The organism is Corynebacterium sp. UMB2355A (assembly GCF_033877495.1).
GTDB lineage: Bacteria > Actinomycetota > Actinomycetes > Mycobacteriales > Mycobacteriaceae > Corynebacterium > Corynebacterium pseudogenitalium.
Genome location: NZ_CP138855.1, coordinates 737,085 through 756,659, shown reverse-complemented (window position 1 = coordinate 756,659; position 19,575 = coordinate 737,085). Strand labels below are relative to the sequence as shown.

The 19,575-nt window shown below is 61.0% G+C and carries 20 protein-coding genes, 2 tRNA genes and 1 pseudogene; 13 read left to right on the top strand and 10 right to left on the bottom strand.

What is annotated here, in order from left to right; translation table 11 throughout:
• Positions 1–370 precede the first annotated feature (370 nt).
• The 3 genes from ctaD to R0V12_RS03685 all read left to right on the top strand — a co-directional run bounded on the left by ctaD (position 371) and on the right by R0V12_RS03685 (position 4,248).
• Positions 371–2,107: an aa3-type cytochrome oxidase subunit I gene (gene ctaD, locus R0V12_RS03695; RefSeq protein WP_070361980.1), complete on the top strand. Its 1,737-nt coding sequence runs from the start codon at positions 371–373 to the stop codon at positions 2,105–2,107.
• A 126-nt stretch (positions 2,108–2,233) separates the two neighbouring features.
• Positions 2,234–3,499 (top strand): phosphoserine phosphatase SerB, encoded by a 1,266-nt coding sequence (gene serB / locus R0V12_RS03690; RefSeq protein WP_070478470.1) that lies wholly within the window; start codon positions 2,234–2,236, stop codon positions 3,497–3,499.
• The gene (locus R0V12_RS03685; RefSeq protein ID WP_070478468.1) at positions 3,496–4,248 is read left to right on the top strand and encodes an aminoacyl-tRNA hydrolase; all 753 of its coding nucleotides are present in this window, start codon (positions 3,496–3,498) and stop codon (positions 4,246–4,248) included. Before serB ends, R0V12_RS03685 begins: the two co-directional genes overlap by 4 nt.
• Here R0V12_RS03685 and R0V12_RS03680 read toward each other — a convergent pair.
• Both R0V12_RS03680 and R0V12_RS03675 read right to left on the bottom strand, forming a co-directional pair.
• Positions 4,211–6,172, bottom strand: coding sequence for an ATP-dependent DNA helicase (locus R0V12_RS03680; RefSeq protein ID WP_320072862.1), 1,962 nt, complete (start codon positions 6,170–6,172; stop codon positions 4,211–4,213). The genes R0V12_RS03685 and R0V12_RS03680 overlap by 38 nt on opposite strands.
• Positions 6,173–6,187: 15 nt before the next feature.
• Positions 6,188–7,525, bottom strand: coding sequence for a nicotinate phosphoribosyltransferase (locus R0V12_RS03675; RefSeq protein WP_070361984.1), 1,338 nt, complete (start codon positions 7,523–7,525; stop codon positions 6,188–6,190).
• 118 nt (positions 7,526–7,643) lie between these two features.
• On the opposite strand from R0V12_RS03675, the gene clpS reads away from it, so the two are divergent.
• From clpS to rdgB, 7 genes are all read left to right on the top strand, one after another.
• A complete protein-coding gene (gene clpS / locus R0V12_RS03670; protein ID WP_071565662.1) occupies positions 7,644–7,943 on the top strand; it encodes an ATP-dependent Clp protease adapter ClpS in 300 nt (99 codons plus the stop codon).
• A gap of 24 nt (positions 7,944–7,967) precedes the next feature.
• Positions 7,968–8,510, top strand: coding sequence for a DUF2017 domain-containing protein (locus tag R0V12_RS03665; RefSeq protein WP_070361986.1), 543 nt, complete (start codon positions 7,968–7,970; stop codon positions 8,508–8,510).
• 4 nt (positions 8,511–8,514) lie between these two features.
• The gene (locus R0V12_RS03660) at positions 8,515–9,306 is read left to right on the top strand and encodes a rhomboid family intramembrane serine protease (RefSeq protein WP_070478466.1); all 792 of its coding nucleotides are present in this window, start codon (positions 8,515–8,517) and stop codon (positions 9,304–9,306) included.
• Between the two features lie 6 nt (positions 9,307–9,312).
• Entirely contained in the window at positions 9,313–10,119 is an 807-nt protein-coding gene (gene murI, locus R0V12_RS03655; protein WP_070361988.1) for a glutamate racemase, read from the top strand.
• A gap of 95 nt (positions 10,120–10,214) precedes the next feature.
• Positions 10,215–10,991, top strand: a complete 777-nt coding sequence (locus R0V12_RS03650; protein ID WP_070478464.1) for an MBL fold metallo-hydrolase — start codon at positions 10,215–10,217, stop codon at positions 10,989–10,991.
• A 23-nt stretch (positions 10,992–11,014) separates the two neighbouring features.
• Positions 11,015–11,746, top strand: a complete 732-nt coding sequence (gene rph / locus R0V12_RS03645; protein ID WP_070478462.1) for a ribonuclease PH — start codon at positions 11,015–11,017, stop codon at positions 11,744–11,746.
• The gene (rdgB, locus tag R0V12_RS03640; protein ID WP_320072861.1) at positions 11,743–12,366 is read left to right on the top strand and encodes an RdgB/HAM1 family non-canonical purine NTP pyrophosphatase; all 624 of its coding nucleotides are present in this window, start codon (positions 11,743–11,745) and stop codon (positions 12,364–12,366) included. The genes rph and rdgB overlap by 4 nt, the downstream gene beginning before the upstream one ends.
• A gap of 9 nt (positions 12,367–12,375) precedes the next feature.
• Here the strand turns inward: rdgB and R0V12_RS03635 are convergent, their stop codons facing one another.
• Together R0V12_RS03635 and R0V12_RS03630 are read right to left on the bottom strand one after the other, a co-directional pair.
• Positions 12,376–12,744 carry a DUF3817 domain-containing protein gene (locus R0V12_RS03635; RefSeq protein WP_070361992.1) on the bottom strand — a complete coding sequence of 123 codons (369 nt, stop codon included), beginning with the start codon at positions 12,742–12,744 and terminating at the stop codon, positions 12,376–12,378.
• A 13-nt stretch (positions 12,745–12,757) separates the two neighbouring features.
• On the bottom strand, positions 12,758–13,231 hold the full coding sequence (locus R0V12_RS03630) for a hypothetical protein (protein WP_071573755.1): 474 nt from the start codon (positions 13,229–13,231) through the stop codon (positions 12,758–12,760).
• A 360-nt stretch (positions 13,232–13,591) separates the two neighbouring features.
• Between R0V12_RS03630 and R0V12_RS03625 the strand changes: the two genes are divergently transcribed.
• Positions 13,592–13,672, top strand: a tRNA-Leu gene (locus R0V12_RS03625).
• Positions 13,673–14,314: 642 nt separating this feature from the next.
• On the opposite strand, the gene R0V12_RS03620 is transcribed toward R0V12_RS03625, so the two are convergent.
• Both R0V12_RS03620 and bcp read right to left on the bottom strand, forming a co-directional pair.
• A complete protein-coding gene (locus R0V12_RS03620) occupies positions 14,315–14,533 on the bottom strand; it encodes a hypothetical protein (protein ID WP_071573756.1) in 219 nt (72 codons plus the stop codon).
• 18 nt (positions 14,534–14,551) lie between these two features.
• Positions 14,552–15,043 (bottom strand): thioredoxin-dependent thiol peroxidase, encoded by a 492-nt coding sequence (bcp, locus tag R0V12_RS03615; protein WP_320072860.1) that lies wholly within the window; start codon positions 15,041–15,043, stop codon positions 14,552–14,554.
• A 70-nt stretch (positions 15,044–15,113) separates the two neighbouring features.
• Here bcp and R0V12_RS03610 point away from each other — a divergent pair, with 70 nt between their 5' ends.
• Entirely contained in the window at positions 15,114–15,389 is a 276-nt protein-coding gene (locus R0V12_RS03610; RefSeq protein ID WP_070361996.1) for a DUF3618 domain-containing protein, read from the top strand.
• A 47-nt stretch (positions 15,390–15,436) separates the two neighbouring features.
• Here R0V12_RS03610 and R0V12_RS03605 read toward each other — a convergent pair whose 3' ends face one another.
• Complete coding sequence (locus tag R0V12_RS03605; protein WP_256042557.1) at positions 15,437–16,000, bottom strand: isochorismatase family protein; 564 nt, start codon at positions 15,998–16,000, stop codon at positions 15,437–15,439.
• Between the two features lie 130 nt (positions 16,001–16,130).
• Positions 16,131–16,206, bottom strand: a tRNA-Lys gene (locus R0V12_RS03600).
• Positions 16,207–16,423: 217 nt separating this feature from the next.
• On the opposite strand from R0V12_RS03600, the gene R0V12_RS03595 reads away from it, so the two are divergent.
• Entirely contained in the window at positions 16,424–17,596 is a 1,173-nt protein-coding gene (locus tag R0V12_RS03595) for a L,D-transpeptidase (protein ID WP_320072859.1), read from the top strand.
• 544 nt (positions 17,597–18,140) lie between these two features.
• Here the strand turns inward: R0V12_RS03595 and R0V12_RS03590 are convergent.
• The gene (locus R0V12_RS03590; protein ID WP_311475575.1) at positions 18,141–18,572 is read right to left on the bottom strand and encodes a hypothetical protein; all 432 of its coding nucleotides are present in this window, start codon (positions 18,570–18,572) and stop codon (positions 18,141–18,143) included.
• Between the two features lie 103 nt (positions 18,573–18,675).
• Positions 18,676–18,960: pseudogene (locus tag R0V12_RS03585) on the bottom strand (transposase); the annotation flags it as partial.
• Positions 18,961–19,575 lie beyond the last annotated feature (615 nt).

Below are 19,575 nucleotides of genomic sequence, written 5' to 3'. Positions count from 1 at the left end.
GTCAGCTGAGTGCTTTTCGACGCCACTTCGTGCCACTGCAGCAGTTTGCGGTGGCACGTTTTTCGCTTTCGGGCGTCAACATGCCCAAACTTTGGGTTGATACTAAACGGGGGACGTGTGTGGGGGAGTTTCGAAACGTTGCGAGCGTACTGGCTTGTGCTATGTGTTTGGTGGCTGCTGTGACTGTTGGTGTTTCGGCAGGTAGCTCATGGTGGCTGTTGTCAGGCCTTGGCGGGGGTGCGAGGTGGATATTGGGGGGAGGCCAAGAAAGGCTGGCAAATGTATGGGCGCGTCACTTAAGATGATGCGGTATCACAATTAGCTTTCGTGTACCTGTTTTGTGCGCGAAAGTTACAGTCAGGAGGAACGAATGACCGCTGTGGCGCCAAGGCTGGAGACTAAAGTCCAGTCGACACGTCCGGAGCCAACTGGCAATGGCCGGATTGGCTCTCAGATTTATAAGCAGCTCACCACGACAGACCACAAAGAGCTGGGCATCATGTACATCATCATGTCCTTCATCTGGTTCTTCGTTGGTGGCTTGATGGCTCTGCTGATCCGTGCTGAGTTGTTCAGCCCGGGCCTGCAGTTCCTGTCCAACGAGCAGTTCAACCAGCTGTTTACCATGCACGGCACCGTGATGCTGCTTGCGTTCGGTACGCCAGTTGTGTGGGGCTTCGCTAACTATGTCCTGCCGCTGCAGATCGGCGCGCCGGATGTGGCGTTCCCACGTCTGAACGCGTTCGGCTTCTGGATTACGTCCGTCGGTGTTTTCGCGATGCTGGCTGGGTTCTTGACCCCGGGTGGTGCGGCTGACTTCGGCTGGACCATGTACATGCCGCTTGCTGACGCAACGCACACCCCATCCGTATCCGCGAACCTGTGGATCGTCGGTGTGGGCGCAACCGGTATCGGTACCGTCGCATCCGCGATCAACATGCTGACCACCGTGCTCACCATGCGTGCGCCAGGCATGACGATGTTCCGTATGCCAGCGTTCACCTGGACCGTGTTCGTCACCTCGATCATCGCGCTGATGATCTTCCCGCTGCTGCTCGCTGCTGCACTGGGCGTGCTGTACGACCGTCTGCTGGGCGGCCACATCTACGACACTGCAAACGGTGGCGCAATCCTGTGGCAGCACCTGTTCTGGTTCTTCGGACACCCTGAGGTGTACGTCCTGGCGTTGCCGTTCTTCGGTATCATCTCCGAGATCATCCCGGTCTTCTCCCGTAAGCCAATGTTTGGCTACATCGGCCTGATCTTTGCAACGCTCGCGATTGCTGGCCTGTCGATGGCTGTGTGGGCGCACCACATGTTTGCAACCGGTGCCGTCCTGCTTCCGTTCTTCTCCTTCATGACCTTCCTGATTTCCGTCCCAACCGGCGTGAAGTTCTTCAACTGGGTGGGCACGATGTGGAACGGACACATCACCTTCGAGACCCCGATGCTGTGGGCGATGGGCTTCCTGTTCACGTTCCTCTTCGGTGGTCTGACCGGTATTATGCTGGCTTCGCCACCGCTGGACTTCCAGCTGCATGACTCCTACTTCGTGGTTGCGCACTTCCACTACACCCTGTTCGGTACCGTGGTGTTCTCCGCAATCGCTGGTGTCTACTTCTGGTTCCCGAAGATGACCGGCCGCATGCTGGACGAGCGCCTGGGCAAGATCCACTTCTGGTTCACGTTCATCGGCTTCAACATGACCTTCCTGGTCCAGCACTGGCTGGGCAACATGGGCATGCCACGCCGCTACGCTGACTACCTGGATACCGACGGCTTCACGCTGCTGAACCAGATCTCCACGGTCGGTTCCTTCATCCTGGGCATCGGTATGCTGCCGTTCATCTGGAACGTCATCAAGTCCTGGCGTTACGGCGAGATTGTCACCGTGGATGACCCATGGGGCTACGGCAACTCGCTCGAGTGGGCAACCTCCTGCCCGCCACCGCGCCACAACTTCACCGCGCTGCCACGTATCCGCTCCGAGCGTCCTGCGTTCGAGCTGCACTACCCGCACATGGTGGAGCAGCTGCGCCGCGAGGCTCACAGCAACCACAAGGCTGATACCCCAGCAACGTGGAAGGGCACGAACTCCGGGAAGTAACCAGATGGTGAACCCCTCATCCTGACAGATCACACCCCTCATCGGTTCTCCGATGAGGGGTTTTGTGTTGTCAAAAGGTGCTACCCTCATCACAGTCAGCCAGTAACACGAAGGAGTACACCACCAATGACGGCGTTTGAGGTAGAGCTGCAAGCAGGTCTCAAGCCTGCGGTTATCACCGCGTCGGGCCCAGACCGCCCGGGCGTTTCGGGTTCGTTTTTCACAACCCTGTCGCGCCACAATGTCCAGCTGCTCGACGTGGAGCAGACGGACTTCCGAGGGCGCCTGATGCTGGCAGCCTTCGTGGGCATGGACCCAAATGACTTGGTGGATATCGAGCGTGAGCTGCGCGTCGCGCTGTGGGACTATGGTCAGCGTGTCACCATCGAGACGGATGTCTCCGCCCGCTCGGACCAGCGCCCGCGTTCCACGCACGTGGTGGTGGTCCTTGGCAACCCGGTTACGGCTGAGGCGGTTTCACGGCTGGGGACGGAGTTGGCGTCGGTAGGCGCAAACATTGACACGATTCGCGGGATCGCGCAGTACCCGGTGACAGGTTTGGAGCTGTGCATTACGATCCCGAATTACTCGCCGGGTGACGGGCAGGAGATCCGTAAGAAGCTCGCGGAGATCTCCGCAGAGCTGGGGATTGATCTCGCGATGGAGCACGCGGGCCTGCACCGCAGGATGAAGCGCCTGGTGTGCTTCGACTGTGATTCGACGTTGATTACTGGCGAGGTTATCGAGATGCTGGCTGCGCACGCGGGACGTGAGGCGGAGGTCGCTGCTGTGACTGAGCGCGCGATGCGGGGCGAATTGGACTTTGAGGAGTCGCTGCGCGAGCGAGTGAAGGCACTGGCGGGGCTCGACGCGTTGGTGATTGAGGAGGTGGCGAAGGACATTGTGCTCACGCCTGGAGCGAGGACCACGATCCGCACGTTGAACTCGATGGGGTACCGCACCGCAGTGGTGTCCGGTGGGTTCATTCAGGTGCTGGAGGGGCTGGCTGAGGAACTGGAGCTCGACTACGTGCGTGCGAACACGCTCGAGATTGAAGGCGGCAAGCTGACCGGTCGGGTGATCGGCAAGGTGGTGGACCGCCAGGCGAAGGCGGAGTTCCTGCGCGAGTTTGCGCAGGACAGTGGGCTGCGCATGGACCAGACGATCGCGGTGGGTGACGGCGCAAACGACATCGATATGCTCTCTGTGGCTGGTCTGGGCATTGCGTTTAATGCGAAGCCGGCGTTGAAGGAGATCGCGGACGCGTCGGTGAACCACCCATTCCTGGATGAGGTGCTCTACATGATCGGCATCCCGCGCGACGAGATCGACGACTCGAATGAGCGCCAGGGCATCGACGGCCGCGTAGCGCTGACAAGCCGCGAAGCATGAGCAGACAGTTAGCTTGGCAGCTCCTGCACGAGCGCACCAGCGCTGACTACCGGCAGCGCACCGAGGACCCGCGCGACCCGGAGACGGTGCAGGCGATGCAGTTGGTGATCAACCTGCCGAAGCAGGACCCGCCGACACGTAACGCCGTGCTAGTCGACGCCGCCCGCGCCACCGTCGCTGTCTGTCTCGCGGAACAAGCGGGTCAGCCTGGGTCGTGGCGGGAGCACCTGCAGCGCTGGTACGACCACCGCATCCGCAAGGTGACTCGCCGTGCGCGAAACAAGGCGTGGTTGGACGTGCAGGAGGTGCCCGGAGTGACGGTCGGGTCGGTGCGGGCGTTTGTGCCATCCGCGGTGTGCGACGTGCCGCACGAGGTATCGAAGCTGCAGATCAAGGGGACGGACCTGCCGATGGAGTCGGTGGAGGGGCAGGTGGGGGCGTCGACACCTGTGATTGTGGTGGATGCTGGGCTCGAGATGTCTGCGGGGAAGGCGGCCGCACAGGTGGGGCATGCCTCAATGCTGCTTGCTGCGCAGCGCCCGCTCGAGTGGGTGCAGGAGTGGGCCGAGGACGGCTTCCCGCTGAGTGTCCGCGAGGCGGACAGCGGCGTGTTTGCGGAGTGCTTGGCGTACGCGCGCGAACACGACGGCGTGGTGGTCGCCGACGCAGGGTTCACGGAGGTCGCGCCAGGTTCGGTGACGGCGCTGGCGTTTAGCGCGCTGCCACCAAGCGTTTTAGCGCGCCTCTGACGGTATCGGGGTTGGTGGTCTCCCAGAAGGCTGGGAGGCTGCGGCGCAGGAATGAGCCGTAGCGCTTCGTGACTAAGCGGTTATCGAGTACGGCGACGACGCCGCGGTCACTGACCGAGCGCAGCAGGCGGCCCGCGCCCTGCGCCATGAGGAGCGCGGCGTGGGTGGCGGAGACCTCCATAAACCCGGAGCGCCCGGCGGCATCCGCGGCGTTGGCACGTGCCTGCAACAGCGGGTCGTCGGGGCGGGGGAACGGGATGCGGTCGATGATGACAAGCGACAGGGAGCGGCCGGGGACGTCGACACCCTGCCAGAGGGTCAGTGTGCCGAACAGACAGCTGTTCTCGTTGCGTGCGAACTTGTCCACGAGCGCGCCGGTGGAGTCTTCGCCTTGCAGCATGATGTCGAAGGGGAGCCGGGTGCGCATCGCCTCCGCGGCCTGCTGGGCGGCGCGGCGCGAAGAGAAGAGACCGAGCGTCCGGCCGCCCGCGGCGGTGATGAGCTCGGCGATCTCATCGAGCGTCGCGTCCGACAGGCCGTCGCGGCCAGGTGCAGGCAGGTGCTTGGCGGTGTAGAGGATGCCGGACTTCGCCGGGTCGAAGGGGGTGCCGGCGTCGAGGCTGTCCCATGTCTTGTCCGGAAGACCCCAGGAGGCCGCCATGGCGTTGAAGTTCCCGCCGACCGTCAACGTGGCAGAGGTGAGCACCACGGTGTGTTCGCCGAAGAGCTTCTCCCGCAGCAGGGCGGCGACGGAGAGTGGCGCGACGGCCACGGAGTCGTCGTACTTGTCGGAGCGTGTCAGCCACACCACGTCGTAGTGCTTGGCTGGGTCGTCCTCGTCGAAAACTTCGAGGATGCGGACGGTGGCGTCGTGCAGGTCCTCGAGGTGGTTCTTGAGGTTGCCGCGCTCGGCAGCGGTTTCTGGGTCGTTCGCGGCCTCGCCCTCGGGGGCGTCCGCGATGGCGTTGCGCGTGCGCCACAGTGCATCGCGGACACCGGTGAAGGCGCCGCGCGCGGGATTGGAGATGCGCTCCCAACGGCCGGGCTCCTCCAGGGCGAGTGCCGCGTTGAAGTCGTCGGCGACGTCTTCGAGAATCGCCTTATCCGCACCGAGCTTGCCCGCACGCCGGGCAGCGAGCGTCAGCGCGCGGGCTGAGAGTTCGTTGGTGGCTACGGAGGTGATGCGCCCGTCGAGCTCGTGGGCCTCGTCGATGATGACGACGTCGTGCTCCGGCAGTACGTCAACGTCTGCGAGGGCGTCGATAGCTAGCAGCGCGTGATTCGTTACCACCACGTCGACGGAGCGGGTCTTCTCCCGCGCAAGCTCGGCGAAGCATTCGTCGCCGTGCGGGCAGCGGCTCGCTCCCAGGCACTCGTTGGAAGTAACGGACACCTGGCGCCACGCCAAATCGGGTACGCCGGGTTCGAGGTCGTCGCGGTCGCCGGTCTCGGTGTCCTGTGCCCACTCGGCGACGCGCTTGACGTGTTTGCCCAGCCAGGAAATGTCGTCTTCCTCGATGAGCGCCTCCGGCGTCTCCTCGTCTAGCCCGATTTTGTGCAGGCAAACGTAGTTGTTGCGGCCCTTCTGGATGGCGAACGTCGGGCGGCGCTCCAAAAGCGGCTCGAGGGCGTCGGCGAGCCGGGGCAGGTCGCGCTCGACGAGCTGGCGTTGCAGCGCGATGGTGGCCGTCGATACGACGACGGTGCTGTCCGACTGCTGCGCGTGCCGAATCGCGGGGATGAGGTAGGCGAGCGACTTGCCGGTGCCAGTGCCAGCCTGCACGGCGAGGTGGCGTCCGGCATCGATCGCTTTGGTGACGGCCTTCGCCATCGCGACCTGCCCAGGGCGCTCTGCGCCACCGAGGGCGGCGACGGCGGCCGCGAGGAGGTCTTCGGTCGTTTGGGCGAAAGGCTGGTCACTCACGTCGGGAAAGTCTACCTACTCGGTGGGCTCAGGGAAGCCGACGAAGCGCGTCGGGATCGCCGCGTCGCCCTTTGCCAGCGCCAGGCCCTCCCACGGCAGGGTGGTGCGAGCGGTGTTGTGCAGCTCGCGGGCGGCCTCGAGCTCGTCATGCTTGTCGACGACCTCTCCGTCCCGAATCAGCGGTACCACCAGGTCACGGTACTCGAGGGCTGGCTTCGTATCGATTTCCGCACGCAGCGGGTAGATGAGTTCCGCCACCGCGACGCCGGAGGCGCGGTAGGCGCGCTTGGCCAGCTTCGCGCCGCCGTAGGTGCGCTTCCCGGAGGAACGCTTGGCCACGGGGTGGCCGTCGACCTCTACAAGCTTGTACACCAGTGTGGCCGTCGGCGCGCCGGAGCCGGTGACCACCGAGGTGCCGACGCCGAAGCCGTCGACAGGGTCGCCGCGCAGCCCCGCGATGGCGAACTCGTCGAGGTCGGAGGAGACGATGATCTTGGTGTTGAACGCGCCGGCCTCGTCGAGTTGGGCGCGCACGCGACGCGACACGATGCCCAGGTCGCCGGAGTCGATGCGGATCGCGCCGAGCTCAGTGCCCGCGACCTCGAGTGCGTGCTCGATGCCTTTGGTGATGTCATACGTATCGACGAGCAGCGTGGTGTCCTTGCCCAGGCTTTCGACCTGTGCCTTAAACGCGGAGACCTCGTCGGGGCGACCTTCCTCGTCGACGTGCAGCAGCGTCCACGCGTGGGCGGCGGTGCCGGAGGCCGGGATGCCGTATCGGTAGGAGGCTTCCATGTTGGAGGTGCCGACGAACCCAGCGATGTAGGAGGCACGCGCAGCAGAGACCGCTGCCTGCTCGTTGGTGCGGCGCGAGCCCATCTCGACGATCGGGCGGCCATCAGCGGCCGTGACCATACGGGATGCGGCGGAGGCCACCGCGGAGTCGCCGTTGAGGATCGACAGGATGACTGTCTCCAGGATCACGCACTCGGCGAAGGTGCCGCGCACCGTCATGATCGGGGAGTAAGGGAAGTAAATGTCGCCCTCGCGGTAGCCATCGACCTGGCCGGAGAACGAGTAGCCCCGCAGGTATTCCTTGGCCTCGTCGGATAGGAAGTCGAGCGCCTCGATTTGCGCGTCGGTGAAACGGAAGTTCTGGATGGCGTCGACAACTCGGGCGGTGCCTGCGACGACGCCGTAGCGGCGGTCATTCGGCAGGCGGCGGGTAAAGACCTCGAAGGCGCACTGCCTGTGTGCGGTGCCGTCTTGAATGGCGGCATCAAGCATGGTCAGCTCGTACATGTCCGTCAGGAAAGCCGTCGAGTAGTTGGGGTGGGCCTGGTTTTCAGTCATGTTCGATGAGTGTAGTGCGTAGACGGGACTGCTGGGTGCATTAGCACACAATGCTTGCGGGCGTCGTGTTTCTGAAGCAGGTAAGGTGGTGCACATGAAAAAGACAGGAATTGTAGCGATGAGTTCGCCAATGGCGTCTCCTGAGCTCGACGAAGCCATCGACGTCGAGGTTGCGACGAGCGAAAACCTGCCGTGGATGTGCATAGTGTGGGACGACCCCGTCAACCTGATGAGCTATGTCACCTACGTTTTCCAAACCGTCTTGGGCTACGACCGCAAGCGCGCCCAGGAGCTCATGATGCAGGTGCACACCGAGGGGAAAGCGGTGGTGTCCTCTGGTGAAAAAGACAAGGTCGAAGGCGACGTGAAGAAGCTGCACACCGCTGGCCTCTGGGCAACAATGCAGCAGGCCGGCTAGGCCAGGGCAAGGAGAGAGTAGCGAATGCAAGCTTGGCGGAAGAAGAAGGGCCTGTTGCGCTCAGGCATCAAATTTACGACGCTGTTTGACCCCCTCGAGCGCGAGATCATCGGGGACTTGACGGCGACGGTGTCCGAGGCGTTGATCGCTAGGGCGCAGTCCGCGCCGCGCGACGAGTTCTCGGAGATGATGGGGCTGTCTGTGGGCCACTCCGAGGCGCCGACGGACCCGAAGCTGGCCCGCCTGCTGCCGGACTTTGAGCGGGAGCAGGACGAGGAGTTCGAGGGCGACAACGGCCTGCTTCGCAGCTTGCACGAAAACGACATCATCAAGGCGAAGCTGACCAACCTGCAGGTGGTCAACGAGGCGCTGGGCCCAACCGGTGGCGTTGAGGTGACCATCGAGGAAGAGGAGGCGCACCAGTTCCTGGCGGCGCTCAACGATATGCGCCTGTACGTCTCGGCCGACGACCGCGGTGGCGAAGCCGCCGAGCAGCAGCGCGCGCAGCTCATCGAGTGGTTGGCGTTCTGTCAGGAGTCGCTGCTGCAGGCGATGATGGGCGAATAGGCATATGACGCAACCTCCACACGCACCGAGGCCAGGCTGGGGCTACGGCCAGACTGGGCAGCCGGGTTACGGCAAGCCCTTCGACCGGCCGTTCTCGCACCCGGACCAGCAGCTTGCCGCGTTCGGCGTCGACCCAGCGATGGACCCCACCGCGCGGCGCAAGAGCAAGTTCAAGCAGCAGCGCAGAACCGGGCTGCTGTTTGCCCTTGGATACATCGTGATTATCTGGGCCGTGCACATCCTGAACATGGCAGTGTTCGGCGGGGCGCTTAACGGCCTCGGCGTGCACCCGCTGGACCTGACCAGTATCTGGCACATCTTCACCTCGCCGCTGCTGCACGCTGACCTGGACCACTTGATCGGCAACACCGGATTGGGGGCGCTCTTCGCGTTCTTGGTGGGGTACTCCGGTAAGCGAGTGTTCTGGGAGGTCACGGCCTTTGTGGTGCTGATCGGCGGCATCGGAACCTGGTTGTTCGGTGGGATCGGCACGAACCACATTGGTGCCTCGGGCCTGGTCTACGGCTGGCTGGCGTACCTGCTGGTGCGCGGCTTCTTCAACCGGTCGGCGGGCCAGGTGTTGCTTGGTGTCATCCTCGGGTTTACGTACTCGGGCCTGATGTGGGGCGTGCTCCCACTGGTCGAAGGTGTCAGCTGGCAGGCCCACCTCTTTGGAGCGATTGGCGGCATGGCGGCAGGCATGATTATCACCTCGGACGACCCGCCGGAGCTCGCGATGAAGAAAGCGCAGAAGAAACAGCGCAAGAATCCGAATCAGCCCTATGGGCTAGGATGATGTGACGTGAAAACGCTCGAGAACAATGCTCCTATCGGTCTTTTCGACTCTGGCGTGGGCGGACTGACGGTAGCCCGCGCCGTCATCGACCAGCTGCCCAACGAGTCGATGATCTACATCGGCGATACCGCGAACAGCCCGTACGGGCCACAACCGATTGCGCAGGTGCGCCAACACGCGATGCGTATCGCCGACGAACTCGTCGCCCGCGGCTGCAAGATGCTGGTCATCGCCTGCAACACGGCCACTTCCGCATTCTTGCACGACGCCCGCGAGCGCTACGACATCCCCGTCGTCGAGGTCATCCAGCCGGCAGTGCGGCGCGCAATCGCGACGACGCGAAATAACAAAATTGGTGTGATCGGCACGCAGGGCACCATCACCTCCGGGGCATACCAGGACCTGTTCGCGCTCAACTCAAATTTGGAGGTGACGGCCACCGCCTGCCCGCGGTTCGTCGAGTTCGTGGAGCGAGGCGTGACATCAGGCCCGGAGATCCTCAGCATTGCCAAGGAGTACTTGGCGCCGCAGCGCGAAGCGGGCGTCGATACGCTGGTGCTGGGCTGCACCCACTATCCGCTCCTCTCTGGCATCGTGCAGCTTGCAGTGGGGGACGACGTCACACTCGTGTCCTCCGCGGAGGAGACTGCGAAGGACGTGCTCCGCATCCTCACTGAGCGCGACTTGCTGGCTGATCCCGAGGTGGAACCAACGCGAACCTTTGAATCCACCGGCGACCCGGCAGTGTTTGACTCCCTCGCGACGCGCTTCCTTGGGCCGATGGTGCACGCCGTAAACCACCCCATGAGCTAGGCCACAGCTGCCGGTTTTTACTGACATGGCTACAAAACTGAGCGTTTTTAGTGGAAACGTTAGAAATTGCGTAGTTTTCATGGCACAGTAATTCCATGAAGTTGACCATTCTCGGGTGTTCAGGGAGTTTAGGCGCCCCCGGTAATCCCGGCTCGTCCTATGTGATCAGTACTCCGGGCAACCCGGACATACTGATGGACTTTGGGCCAGGCGCATTGGCTGCGATGCAGACGCGCGAGGAAATGGATCCTTCCAACGCGCACCTGATTTTTTCGCACCTGCACGCGGATCACTGCTCTGACGTGCCCTCGCTGCTGGTATGGCGACGCTACCACCCGGAGAAGCCCGCGGAGAGCGCGCATAAGCTGTACGGCCCAGGCCACGCTGCGACGCACTTTGGCCGCATGGCTGCGAACACCGCCGACGAGGTCGACGACATCAGTGACACCTTTGACGTACACACGTGGAGCCCTCGCACCCCGGTTGAGATAGATGGCGTGCAGGTCACCCCGTTCCCGGTGGATCACCCGGCGCAGGAATCGCACGCGCTGCGGGTCACGTGCAAGAAGACCGGCGCGACGCTGGTCTACTCGGGCGATAGCGGGGTCACGCCTAACCTAGTCGAGGCGGCCCGCGACGCGGATCTCTTCCTCTGCGAGGCCGCCTGGGGTCCGACATCCGAGGGGATGGCGCCCGGCATGCACCTGTCTGGTGAAGAAGCGGGGCGGATTGCGCGCGAAGCGGGCGTCAAAAAGCTCGTGGTTGTGCACATCCAGCCGTGGGCGGACCAGCAGGCCACGCTTGAGGCCGCTGCGCGCGAGTTCGGCGGGCCGACGGTGCTCGGCGAGCCCGGCGCCTGCTTCGAGCTGTAACGTAGTGCGTTACCCTGGAGGGCATGACAACTTCTGATTTTCTGCGCGCAGACGGGCGCGCGCTCGACGAAATGCGCCCGGTGCGTATCACCCGCTCGTTTACCTCGAACCCGGCAGGTAGCGTCCTTGTAGAGTTCGGCAACACCCGCGTCATGTGCACCGCCTCCATCGAGGAAGGCGTGCCGCGCTTCAAGAAGGATTCCGGCGAAGGTTGGCTGACCGCCGAATACTCCATGCTCCCGGCCGCAACCCACGAGCGCATGCCACGCGAATCGATGCGCGGCAAGGTGAAGGGCCGCACCCACGAAATCTCCCGCCTGGTCGGGCGTTCGCTGCGCGCCGCGGTGGACCTGCGCCAGCTGGGGGAGAACACGATCCAGCTCGACTGCGACGTCCTCCAAGCCGACGGCGGCACCCGCACCGCCTCCATCACCGGCGCGTACGTCGCGCTTGCGGACGCCATCTCCGTCCTCAAAGAACGCGGCGTCGTACCGGGTGAGCCGCTGCTCGCGCCAGTCGCCGCAGTCTCCGTAGGGATTATCGACGGCCGCGTCTGCCTCGACCTGCCGTACGAAGAAGACTCCCGCGCTGAAGTTGACCTCAACGTAGTCATGCAGGAGGGCGATAACTTCGTCGAAATCCAGGGCACCGGCGAGCACGGCCTGTTCGGCCGCGAGGAGCTCAACCAGATGCTCGACGTGGCACAAAAGGGCTTGAACGAGCTCATCCAGGCGCAGAAAGCCGCGCTGGCATGACGGTAAGGGTGCTGGTTGCGTCTAATAACGCAAAGAAGCTCAAAGAACTCCAGCAGGTACTCGACGACTGCGGCATCGACGGCGTGGAACTCGTCGCCCTCGGCGACGTGGAGCCGTACCCGGAGCCGAAAGAAGACGGGCTGACGTTTGAGGAGAACGCACTGATCAAGGCGCGCGCCGGGGTAGCAGCCACCGGGCTGCCGTGCGTGGCGGACGATTCCGGCCTGGCCGTCGCCGCGCTCAACGGGATGCCCGGCGTGCTCTCCGCCCGCTGGTCCGGGCATACCGGGCCACACGGCGCCGTAGACACCGACACCGCGAACAACAACTTGTTGCTCGCGCAGATGGCGGACATCGCTCAGCGTGACGCGGCGTTCGTGTCTTGCTGCGCGCTCGTGACCCCGCAGGGCGAGGAGTTCACCGCCGAGGGCCGCTGGGAGGGTAGCCTGCTCGAAGCGCCGAAGGGCGAGCACGGCTTCGGCTACGACCCGATCTTCCAACCAGCCGACACCCCCGGCCGCTCGTCAGCGCAGCTCACACCGGAAGAGAAAAACGCCCGCTCACACCGTGGGACGGCGTTGCGGGCGCTGGCACCGCGCATCGCGGCGCTTTGTAGCTAGCGTGGGCAGCTAGCGTAGCTGGAACGTGCGCGTGACCTCCTTGCGGCGCTTCGCCTCCACCCAGAAAGACAAGAAGGGGACGACGCCAGAAATCGCGGTCACCGCCCACGTCTGCGCAGCCCAACGGGCCTTCAGCCCCAGGTTCAGCGACGTGACCAGGAACAGGATGTACGCCAGCCCATGCACGCGCGCCACCCACTCCAGCATGGACACGTCCATGTGTAGGAGGTACTGCATGATCATGCGCGCGCATAGGAGCAGCAGCAGGATGCCCGTTGTCCACGCTGCGACAGAGAACGCCGTGAGCGCTTGCTTTACTCGGCGCTGACGCTCCGGGTGAATCTTGGGTGCTGCTGCGTTTGGCTGCGGCTGGGTCATGCTTTCAGGCCTCTCACTTTCTGTTCGGTTCACTCTTCGGCTCGCTGTTTGGTTCCGTCGAACCACGACGGCGTGGTGCGAGCATCGAGTTGTATTCTTCCACATCGAGAGTAGGGCGCTCCGGCAGGAAATCCTCATCAATCTCCACCGGATCACGGCTGCCGTCCGCACCGTAGCGTGCAAGGTCCGCCTCGTAGAGCTCATCCATCGACCCCGATGCGTTCAGCGCATCAATCTTTTCGTTCTCCATCTTTAACCCCGCCTTGTAGGCGTAGACGAAAAACGCACCGAAGAACGGCCACTGCAACGCATACCCCAGGTTCTGGAACGTCCCCGTCCCGGACTGGTAGCGAGTCCACTGCCAGTACGCCAGCAGACAGCACGTAATCACCGCGGCGATGAGCAACACGACGTGCCATGCGCGAACCCGAACGTGCCGACGCTTCGGCGCGCCCTCTTCACCTGGGAAACTGTTTTGCTCGCTCACAGTGCTTCAGTCTAGCAACAACACTTATCGACGCCCCCTCCGACAAGTTTTGCGGCCCCGATACTTGTTCTGCGGTTGCGTGTGTCCGCGAGGCGGACACCCCTGATGCGTTCCCGGAAGGATGGAGCTGGTAGACGTGTTGCCGCGGACAGATAGAGGGGATCCTGTGTCCGCTCGGCGGAAGATGAAAAGGGGGTTGGTTGTCCGCGGGGCGGAAACATTTGATGTCTTGCCGCTGACAGGTGGAGCAGATCGCGTGTCCGCGCAGCGGACACCTCCCCCAACCTGGTAGCAGCAGCCCCGGTCCTTCCTGCTAGTTTGTGCCCACTTGTGCAGTGTGTAGGATGAAAGGCGCTTTATGCGCCCGTGGCGGAATTGGCAGACGCGCTGGATTTAGGTTCCAGTGTCTTTGACGTGTGAGTTCAAGTCTCACCGGGCGCACAAGAGGAAAGAGCCTCCGGGATTGCAAATGACGCAGTGTCGGAGGTTCTTTTGTGCGCGCCGCAAAAGCCAAAAGCTGGGCTTAAGGGACATTTTGTGTGTAACTAACTGCGTCCAGCCCACCCTTTTCTCACGCCTAAGCTGGGGTTCCACTGATGATCAATGCTGGTATCGAATTCTTTCGGTCCGTCGACCTCTTCCCGTTGACCTCTTCCGGTCGACCTACTCCGGTTTACCAACGCAGGTCAGCGCAAAATCGGCAAAATAGCCCCAAAACCATCCAAATCGCGCTGACCTGGGTTGGTCGACGCAATGAGGTCGACCGGAACCCCCGATACCTCGATGCGACCAGAATCGTGCACGTCAAGGGCTTTGCTCGTCCCCCTGGCTATATGCGACCGCCCAACGCACAGGCGGCTGATTCTAGTCCCCTAGAGCCCTCGATGCCGCGGGTCCCTGCGCTACCCGCAGACTCCAGACCACACACCAGACGTCATTCGGTGTTGATTTCTCAAAACGGGCGAATGGAACTGTTTTGAAAACCATATCTGGTTGTTGGCCGAGGTCATCCCGGGAAACCAGATAGATTTATACACACAAAATGTCCCTTAAGCCAAAAGCTGAGTAGCGGAAGCCGCAAAACTACGGCGCGTCGATCGGGAACTGGACGGAGCCGTCCGTCGACTGGGTGGGTGCTTCGTCCTGCTCCGGCCCGTAGATGAGCCAGCCGCCGAGGGCGACCAAGGCCGCGATCGCGATGGTCGCGATGACTGCGCGCTGCTTCTTGGGCTCGGCAGGGCGGTCGGGGTTGTACTCGTCTTTGAGGTAGGGGTCTTGGTTTGGCGTCGTATTCTTATCCACGGCGCCAAAGATATCATCTTATGCGCCGGTGGTTGCATTCAGGTCCCAGTCGCGCAGGATGCGCTCGACGTGGCCGGTTGCACGAACGTTGTACTGTGCCTGCTCAACCTTGCCGTCGGCGCCAACGAGAATGGTGGAGCGGATGACGCCCTGCACGATACGACCGTAGTTGTTCTTCTCGCCGAATGCGCCGTAGGCGGTCATGGTTTCCTTGGACGGATCGGAAAGCAGGGTGATCTTCAGATCGTGGTCTTCGCGGAACTTCGCCAGCTTTTCTGGCTTATCGGGGCTGATGCCGACGACAGCGATGTTGGCGTCGTTAAACACTTCGAGGTGCTCGGTGAAGTCGCAAGCTTCCTTGGTGCAGCCCGGGGTGTTGGCGCGTGGGTAGAAGTAGACAATAACGCGCTTGCCGGCGAAGTCTGCAAGCGAAGCGGTTTCGCCTTTGTCGCTGGTCAGGGTGAATGCGGGGGCGGTGTCGCCTTGTTCGAGTCGAATGTTGTCAGTCATAATTCCCCGTTTTACACTAGATTGGTTGGAAGTTCTGTAAATAGTTAACACATCTAGGAGTATGTAGATCGTGGCACGAGATATTCATGACATTGAGCGCAGCCTTGCAGAGACCCGCTCGAAGCTCGCTAGCACCCTCGATGAGCTCGCAGACCGCGCTCAGCCATCCAACCTTGCAGACAGCGCGAAGAGCGAAGCTGCTAACTGGCTGCAGGATGAGACCGTCCAGAAGGTCCTGATTGGTATCGGCGTTGGTGTCGCAGCACTTGTTGGCATCAAGGTGTTTAACAGCCGCAAGCGCAAGAGCGAGCTGAAGAAGCTGCAGGAGCTGCTCTCTCAGCGCTAGTTCACAATCAAACCCCGCCCTCCACGCTGGAGGAGCGGGGTTTTCTGCTACTTGGCGACAATCGTCGCCCCGGCCTCTTCCATCTCACGCAGCGCCGCCTGGCCACGCTCCTCGTCGACGGGGGAGCACAGGTCGGCGAGGACGCGGACGTCGAAACCCTCCTTGCGGGCATCAAGCACCGTGGCGCGCACGCAGTGGTCCGTAGCGATGCCGCACACATCGACGGCGGTGACGTCGTTCTCGCGCAGCCAATCGCCGAGCAGCACATCGCCGTCAGTGACGCCCTCAAAGCCGGAGTACGCGGCGGTGTAGTGCCCCTTCCGGAAGTACTTGTCAATACTTATCGACGCCAGCGGCGCGCGCAGCTGTGCGCCATCGGTGTCAGCAACGCAGTGGACTGGCCACGTATCCACAAAATCCGGGTCCTGCGAGAAGTGGGTGCCAGGGTCGATGTGCCAGTCCTGCGTGGCGAGCACGAAGTCGTAGTCGTCTCTGTGTTCTTCGAGCAGTGTGCGCACGCCTTCGGCGACGAGATCACCCTTCGCGGTGCCGAGGGAGCCGCCGGGGCAGAAGTCATTTTGGATATCAACAAGGATGCAAGCGACAGTCATGCCGATAGCCTAGCCGGTGGCGCGCCTGCTCGGGGCGTTTCAAAGTATGGGGGAATTTATGGGGGATTTGGGTTAAGATACGAAAAGCCCCTGGCCTACGGTACTGTTCCCGCTGGTCAGGGGGTTAAGGTGGTGCGCCATCAGGGAATCGAACCCCGAACCCACTGATTAAGAGTCAGTTGCTCTGCCAATTGAGCTAATGGCGCTTGTTGTCTTGGAGGCTGTCCTCGTTGGCAACGTTGAATACAGTAACACTAAGGTTTGCAAGGTGTAAAATCGCCAGGTCAGCGTGGTTATTTTCGATCGTTATGGAACGGTTATCGTTTCGGGTCGCTGTAAAGTAGCGTTTCGTTGCGCTGGGGCGATAGTGTTGTTGGTTGCTAAAACTTCGGGTGTTGTGAGGAAGCGAGAAACGTGACAAACATGCGCCGGTCTCTCATGGGTGTTGGTCTCGTCGCTGTGTTGGCGGTGGGTGTGGTTGGGTGCTCGTCAGACGCGGGTCAGGGCATCAATCAGGTGGCGGAAACCACTGGTCAGACGACCGTCAAGCCTGAGCCGCCGGCGTTTTCGGTGAAAGATGAGGAGACCGACGTCGAACCCCTCGACCCGATCACGGTGAAGTCTGAAGCCGGACTCGAAGAAGTCGAGATGACGAATGAGGACGGCAAAGTTATCGAATCGTCCTTCAATGACGACCACACCGAATGGGAAGTCACCGAACCGCTCGGATACGGCCGCTACTACACCATCGTGGCGAAGGATAAGGCTGGCCAGAAGAAGACCGTGAGCTTCTCCACGGTCGTTCCGGCGGCAACCACGAACGTCTACATGGGCCCGCTGGAGGGTTCGACGGTCGGTGTTGCGCAGGCAATCACCTTCCGTTTCGACGTCCCCATCCAGGACACGAAGGTGCTCGAGGAACTCATCGATATTGAGACTTCGAACGACACCGAGGGTGGCTTCTTCTGGCTGGACCCATACGAGCTGCGTTGGCGCCCGAAAGAGTTCTGGGAGCCCGGCACCACGGTAAAGGTGACGGCCGACCTCTACGGCAAGGACCTCGGCGGCGGTGTTTACGGTGCGCAGGACAACGAAACCACCTTTGAAATCGGCGATGAGGTGAAAACCGTCATCGACAACAATGAAAAGGTGTTGCGTGTCTACCAAAACGGTGAGCAGATCCGCTCGTTCCCGGTCTCGCTTGGTACTGACTTCCAGTACGACACGCCGAACGGCACCTACGTCGTCGGTGACGAGCACACCTCACTCGTGATGGACTCCCGCACCTTCGGCCTCGGGCTGGGGCAGGGCGGCTACGTCACCCCGGTCGACTACGCCACCCAGCTGTCCTACTCGGGCATCTACGTCCACTCCGCACCGTGGGCGGTATGGGCGATGGGGGCCACGAACCAGTCGCACGGCTGCGTCAACGCTACGTATGCGGACGCGCAGTGGTTCCAAGAGACCGTGAAGCGGGGCGATCCGGTCGTTGTGAAGAATACGAACGGTGGCACCCTCAACGGCTACGACGGCCTTGGCTACTGGAACCTGGACTGGGAGCAGCGCTCCGGCGGTTCAAAGGACCCGAACGCTTAAGTCGGTCTGTTAGAAAAAGTTCCCGAGCAGGACTCGAACAAGATGCACCTACCCTACAAGGCAGCGGAATCGCTGGAGGTAATGACTACACTGATGACGTGGTGCTGTCTACTCGGGACAGGTGCGGGACCCCTGTGGTACTACGACGCGGTTGGTACACCCCGGATGCTAAAAGGGGAAAAGGGGGTCCTTGGGGCTATGACAAGATCAGGCATAAGCACGGAATTTGGAACCTATATACGATAAACAAGTACTTTAAAGGGCTCTGCGAAGCGAGGATGGAAGGTACCGACCGTATCTATGAAACTCCTATCTATGAGGCTGTCCGCACTAATGATGGAAAAAGGTTGGAACTGGAAGATCATTTGAACTTCGAGCAGTAATAGAAACTACAGTGTGGGTCCCTGGAGGACTAGAGCCACGTGGAGTGAAGACAATGTTCCCGCTACGTGAGTCCAATGATGGCAGCGACGTGGTTCCCCAGTGGTTCAATATGGAGAAAAACATAGATTAAAATAGGCGCGGTGAGGCAGGGGGTAAATGATTAACCGTGGCCGGTTCGTGGAATATAAAGCTCTGTGCCCATCTTTTTGTCTGCCTTCGCTCTCCTCAATTCTATAAAGCGTTGAGGCGTGTTGTCGCTAACGGTTCCGAGCCATTTTATTTTATCTCCGCAACCGTAGTCTAAATCCCCGGCGAATGGATCACCGGCAAGCTGATCTGCCCAGGCCTTGACAGCAGTATCTTCTTCCGATGAGACTCCCCCAGTACTCGGTATTGGGGGCATTTCCATGCCAACATACGCAAGTCCTTTCGTGGACATTACTGAGAATACGCAGTAGACGTACTGAGCCGTTCTCCAAGCTGCCCGTAGCTCGACAGCTCCGGAAGAAATGAGGTTTTCTTGAGCAAAATACCGCTTTAAAAGCGAATTCATGTAATAGGCAAAAGACGTTATGTTCCAATTGTCTACCATGTTTTACTCCTCGTATTCGCGCTACTGACAGTCAATGCAGCTTCCGCAGTCCATACCAACTGCATAGTACCTCTGAGTACTTTAGTGCCCAGAGGCTTATCTACATGGTACGTTCGCTACAGGTTCGTCGTTCTAACAGCCAGTCAGATAAGAAGGAACCGTGGCGTAGTTTCGGGATAGCCACATCGACGGTGCTGACCCGTGTATCCAGTAGTCGGTGGCGGTAGCCGTTGCGGTGGTTGACGCGGTTGTCGCTGGTGGTGCCGTAGTCAGCGCTGCCGACAGTATCGTCTTGGGAAGATAGAATTTGGTTGATGAAATCACCGAGCATCTGACGCGTCAGATCGGGTGATGCTTGAGTGAGTAGCTCTTCGAGGTATGCTTTTGGTTGCCAGTTGTGTCGGCACCGGGGGCTTAACTGTGAGAAGCGGGTCGAATAGCGGAGTTCTCCGCTAGGAGGTGTAAAAATTCCTCTGGGTCTTTAACCGTCAAGCGAATGGGTCTTCCGATATTGCGGTGTAGGAGGATATTTGCAGAACCGGCATGGAATGAAATAGTGCCATCCAGGAAGTGAACCCCAAACGTTTGGGATTCGAGTATGGGGCCCGAGGGAAGGATCTCCGCCCCCTTCAGAGATTCCAAACGAACGTTGCTAACTGGAATGCCAAGAACTGAAATCCGAAGGATTTCATCATTCAGCAACACCCCGACATTAAAGAAAATTGCCAGAGACACTAAAAGACCGCATGTGATAAAGGCGGTTTGATCTCTTCTGGTCAAGAAGTAGACACACAATAAGAGTACTGCGAAGATAAGTACGATCCGACTAAAATTATATCCAAATACTCTTGATCGATAACTTGAACCAGTCATGAATATCACTCAACTTCCTTCCAACTATCTTCATGGGTAGTAAGGCGAAAATCACCACTGAGCCCGGGAACTTTTTTGGGTTTCAGGCCCATTTCGGTCGACTAGCACATGTGTTTTCCCAGGTCTCGAC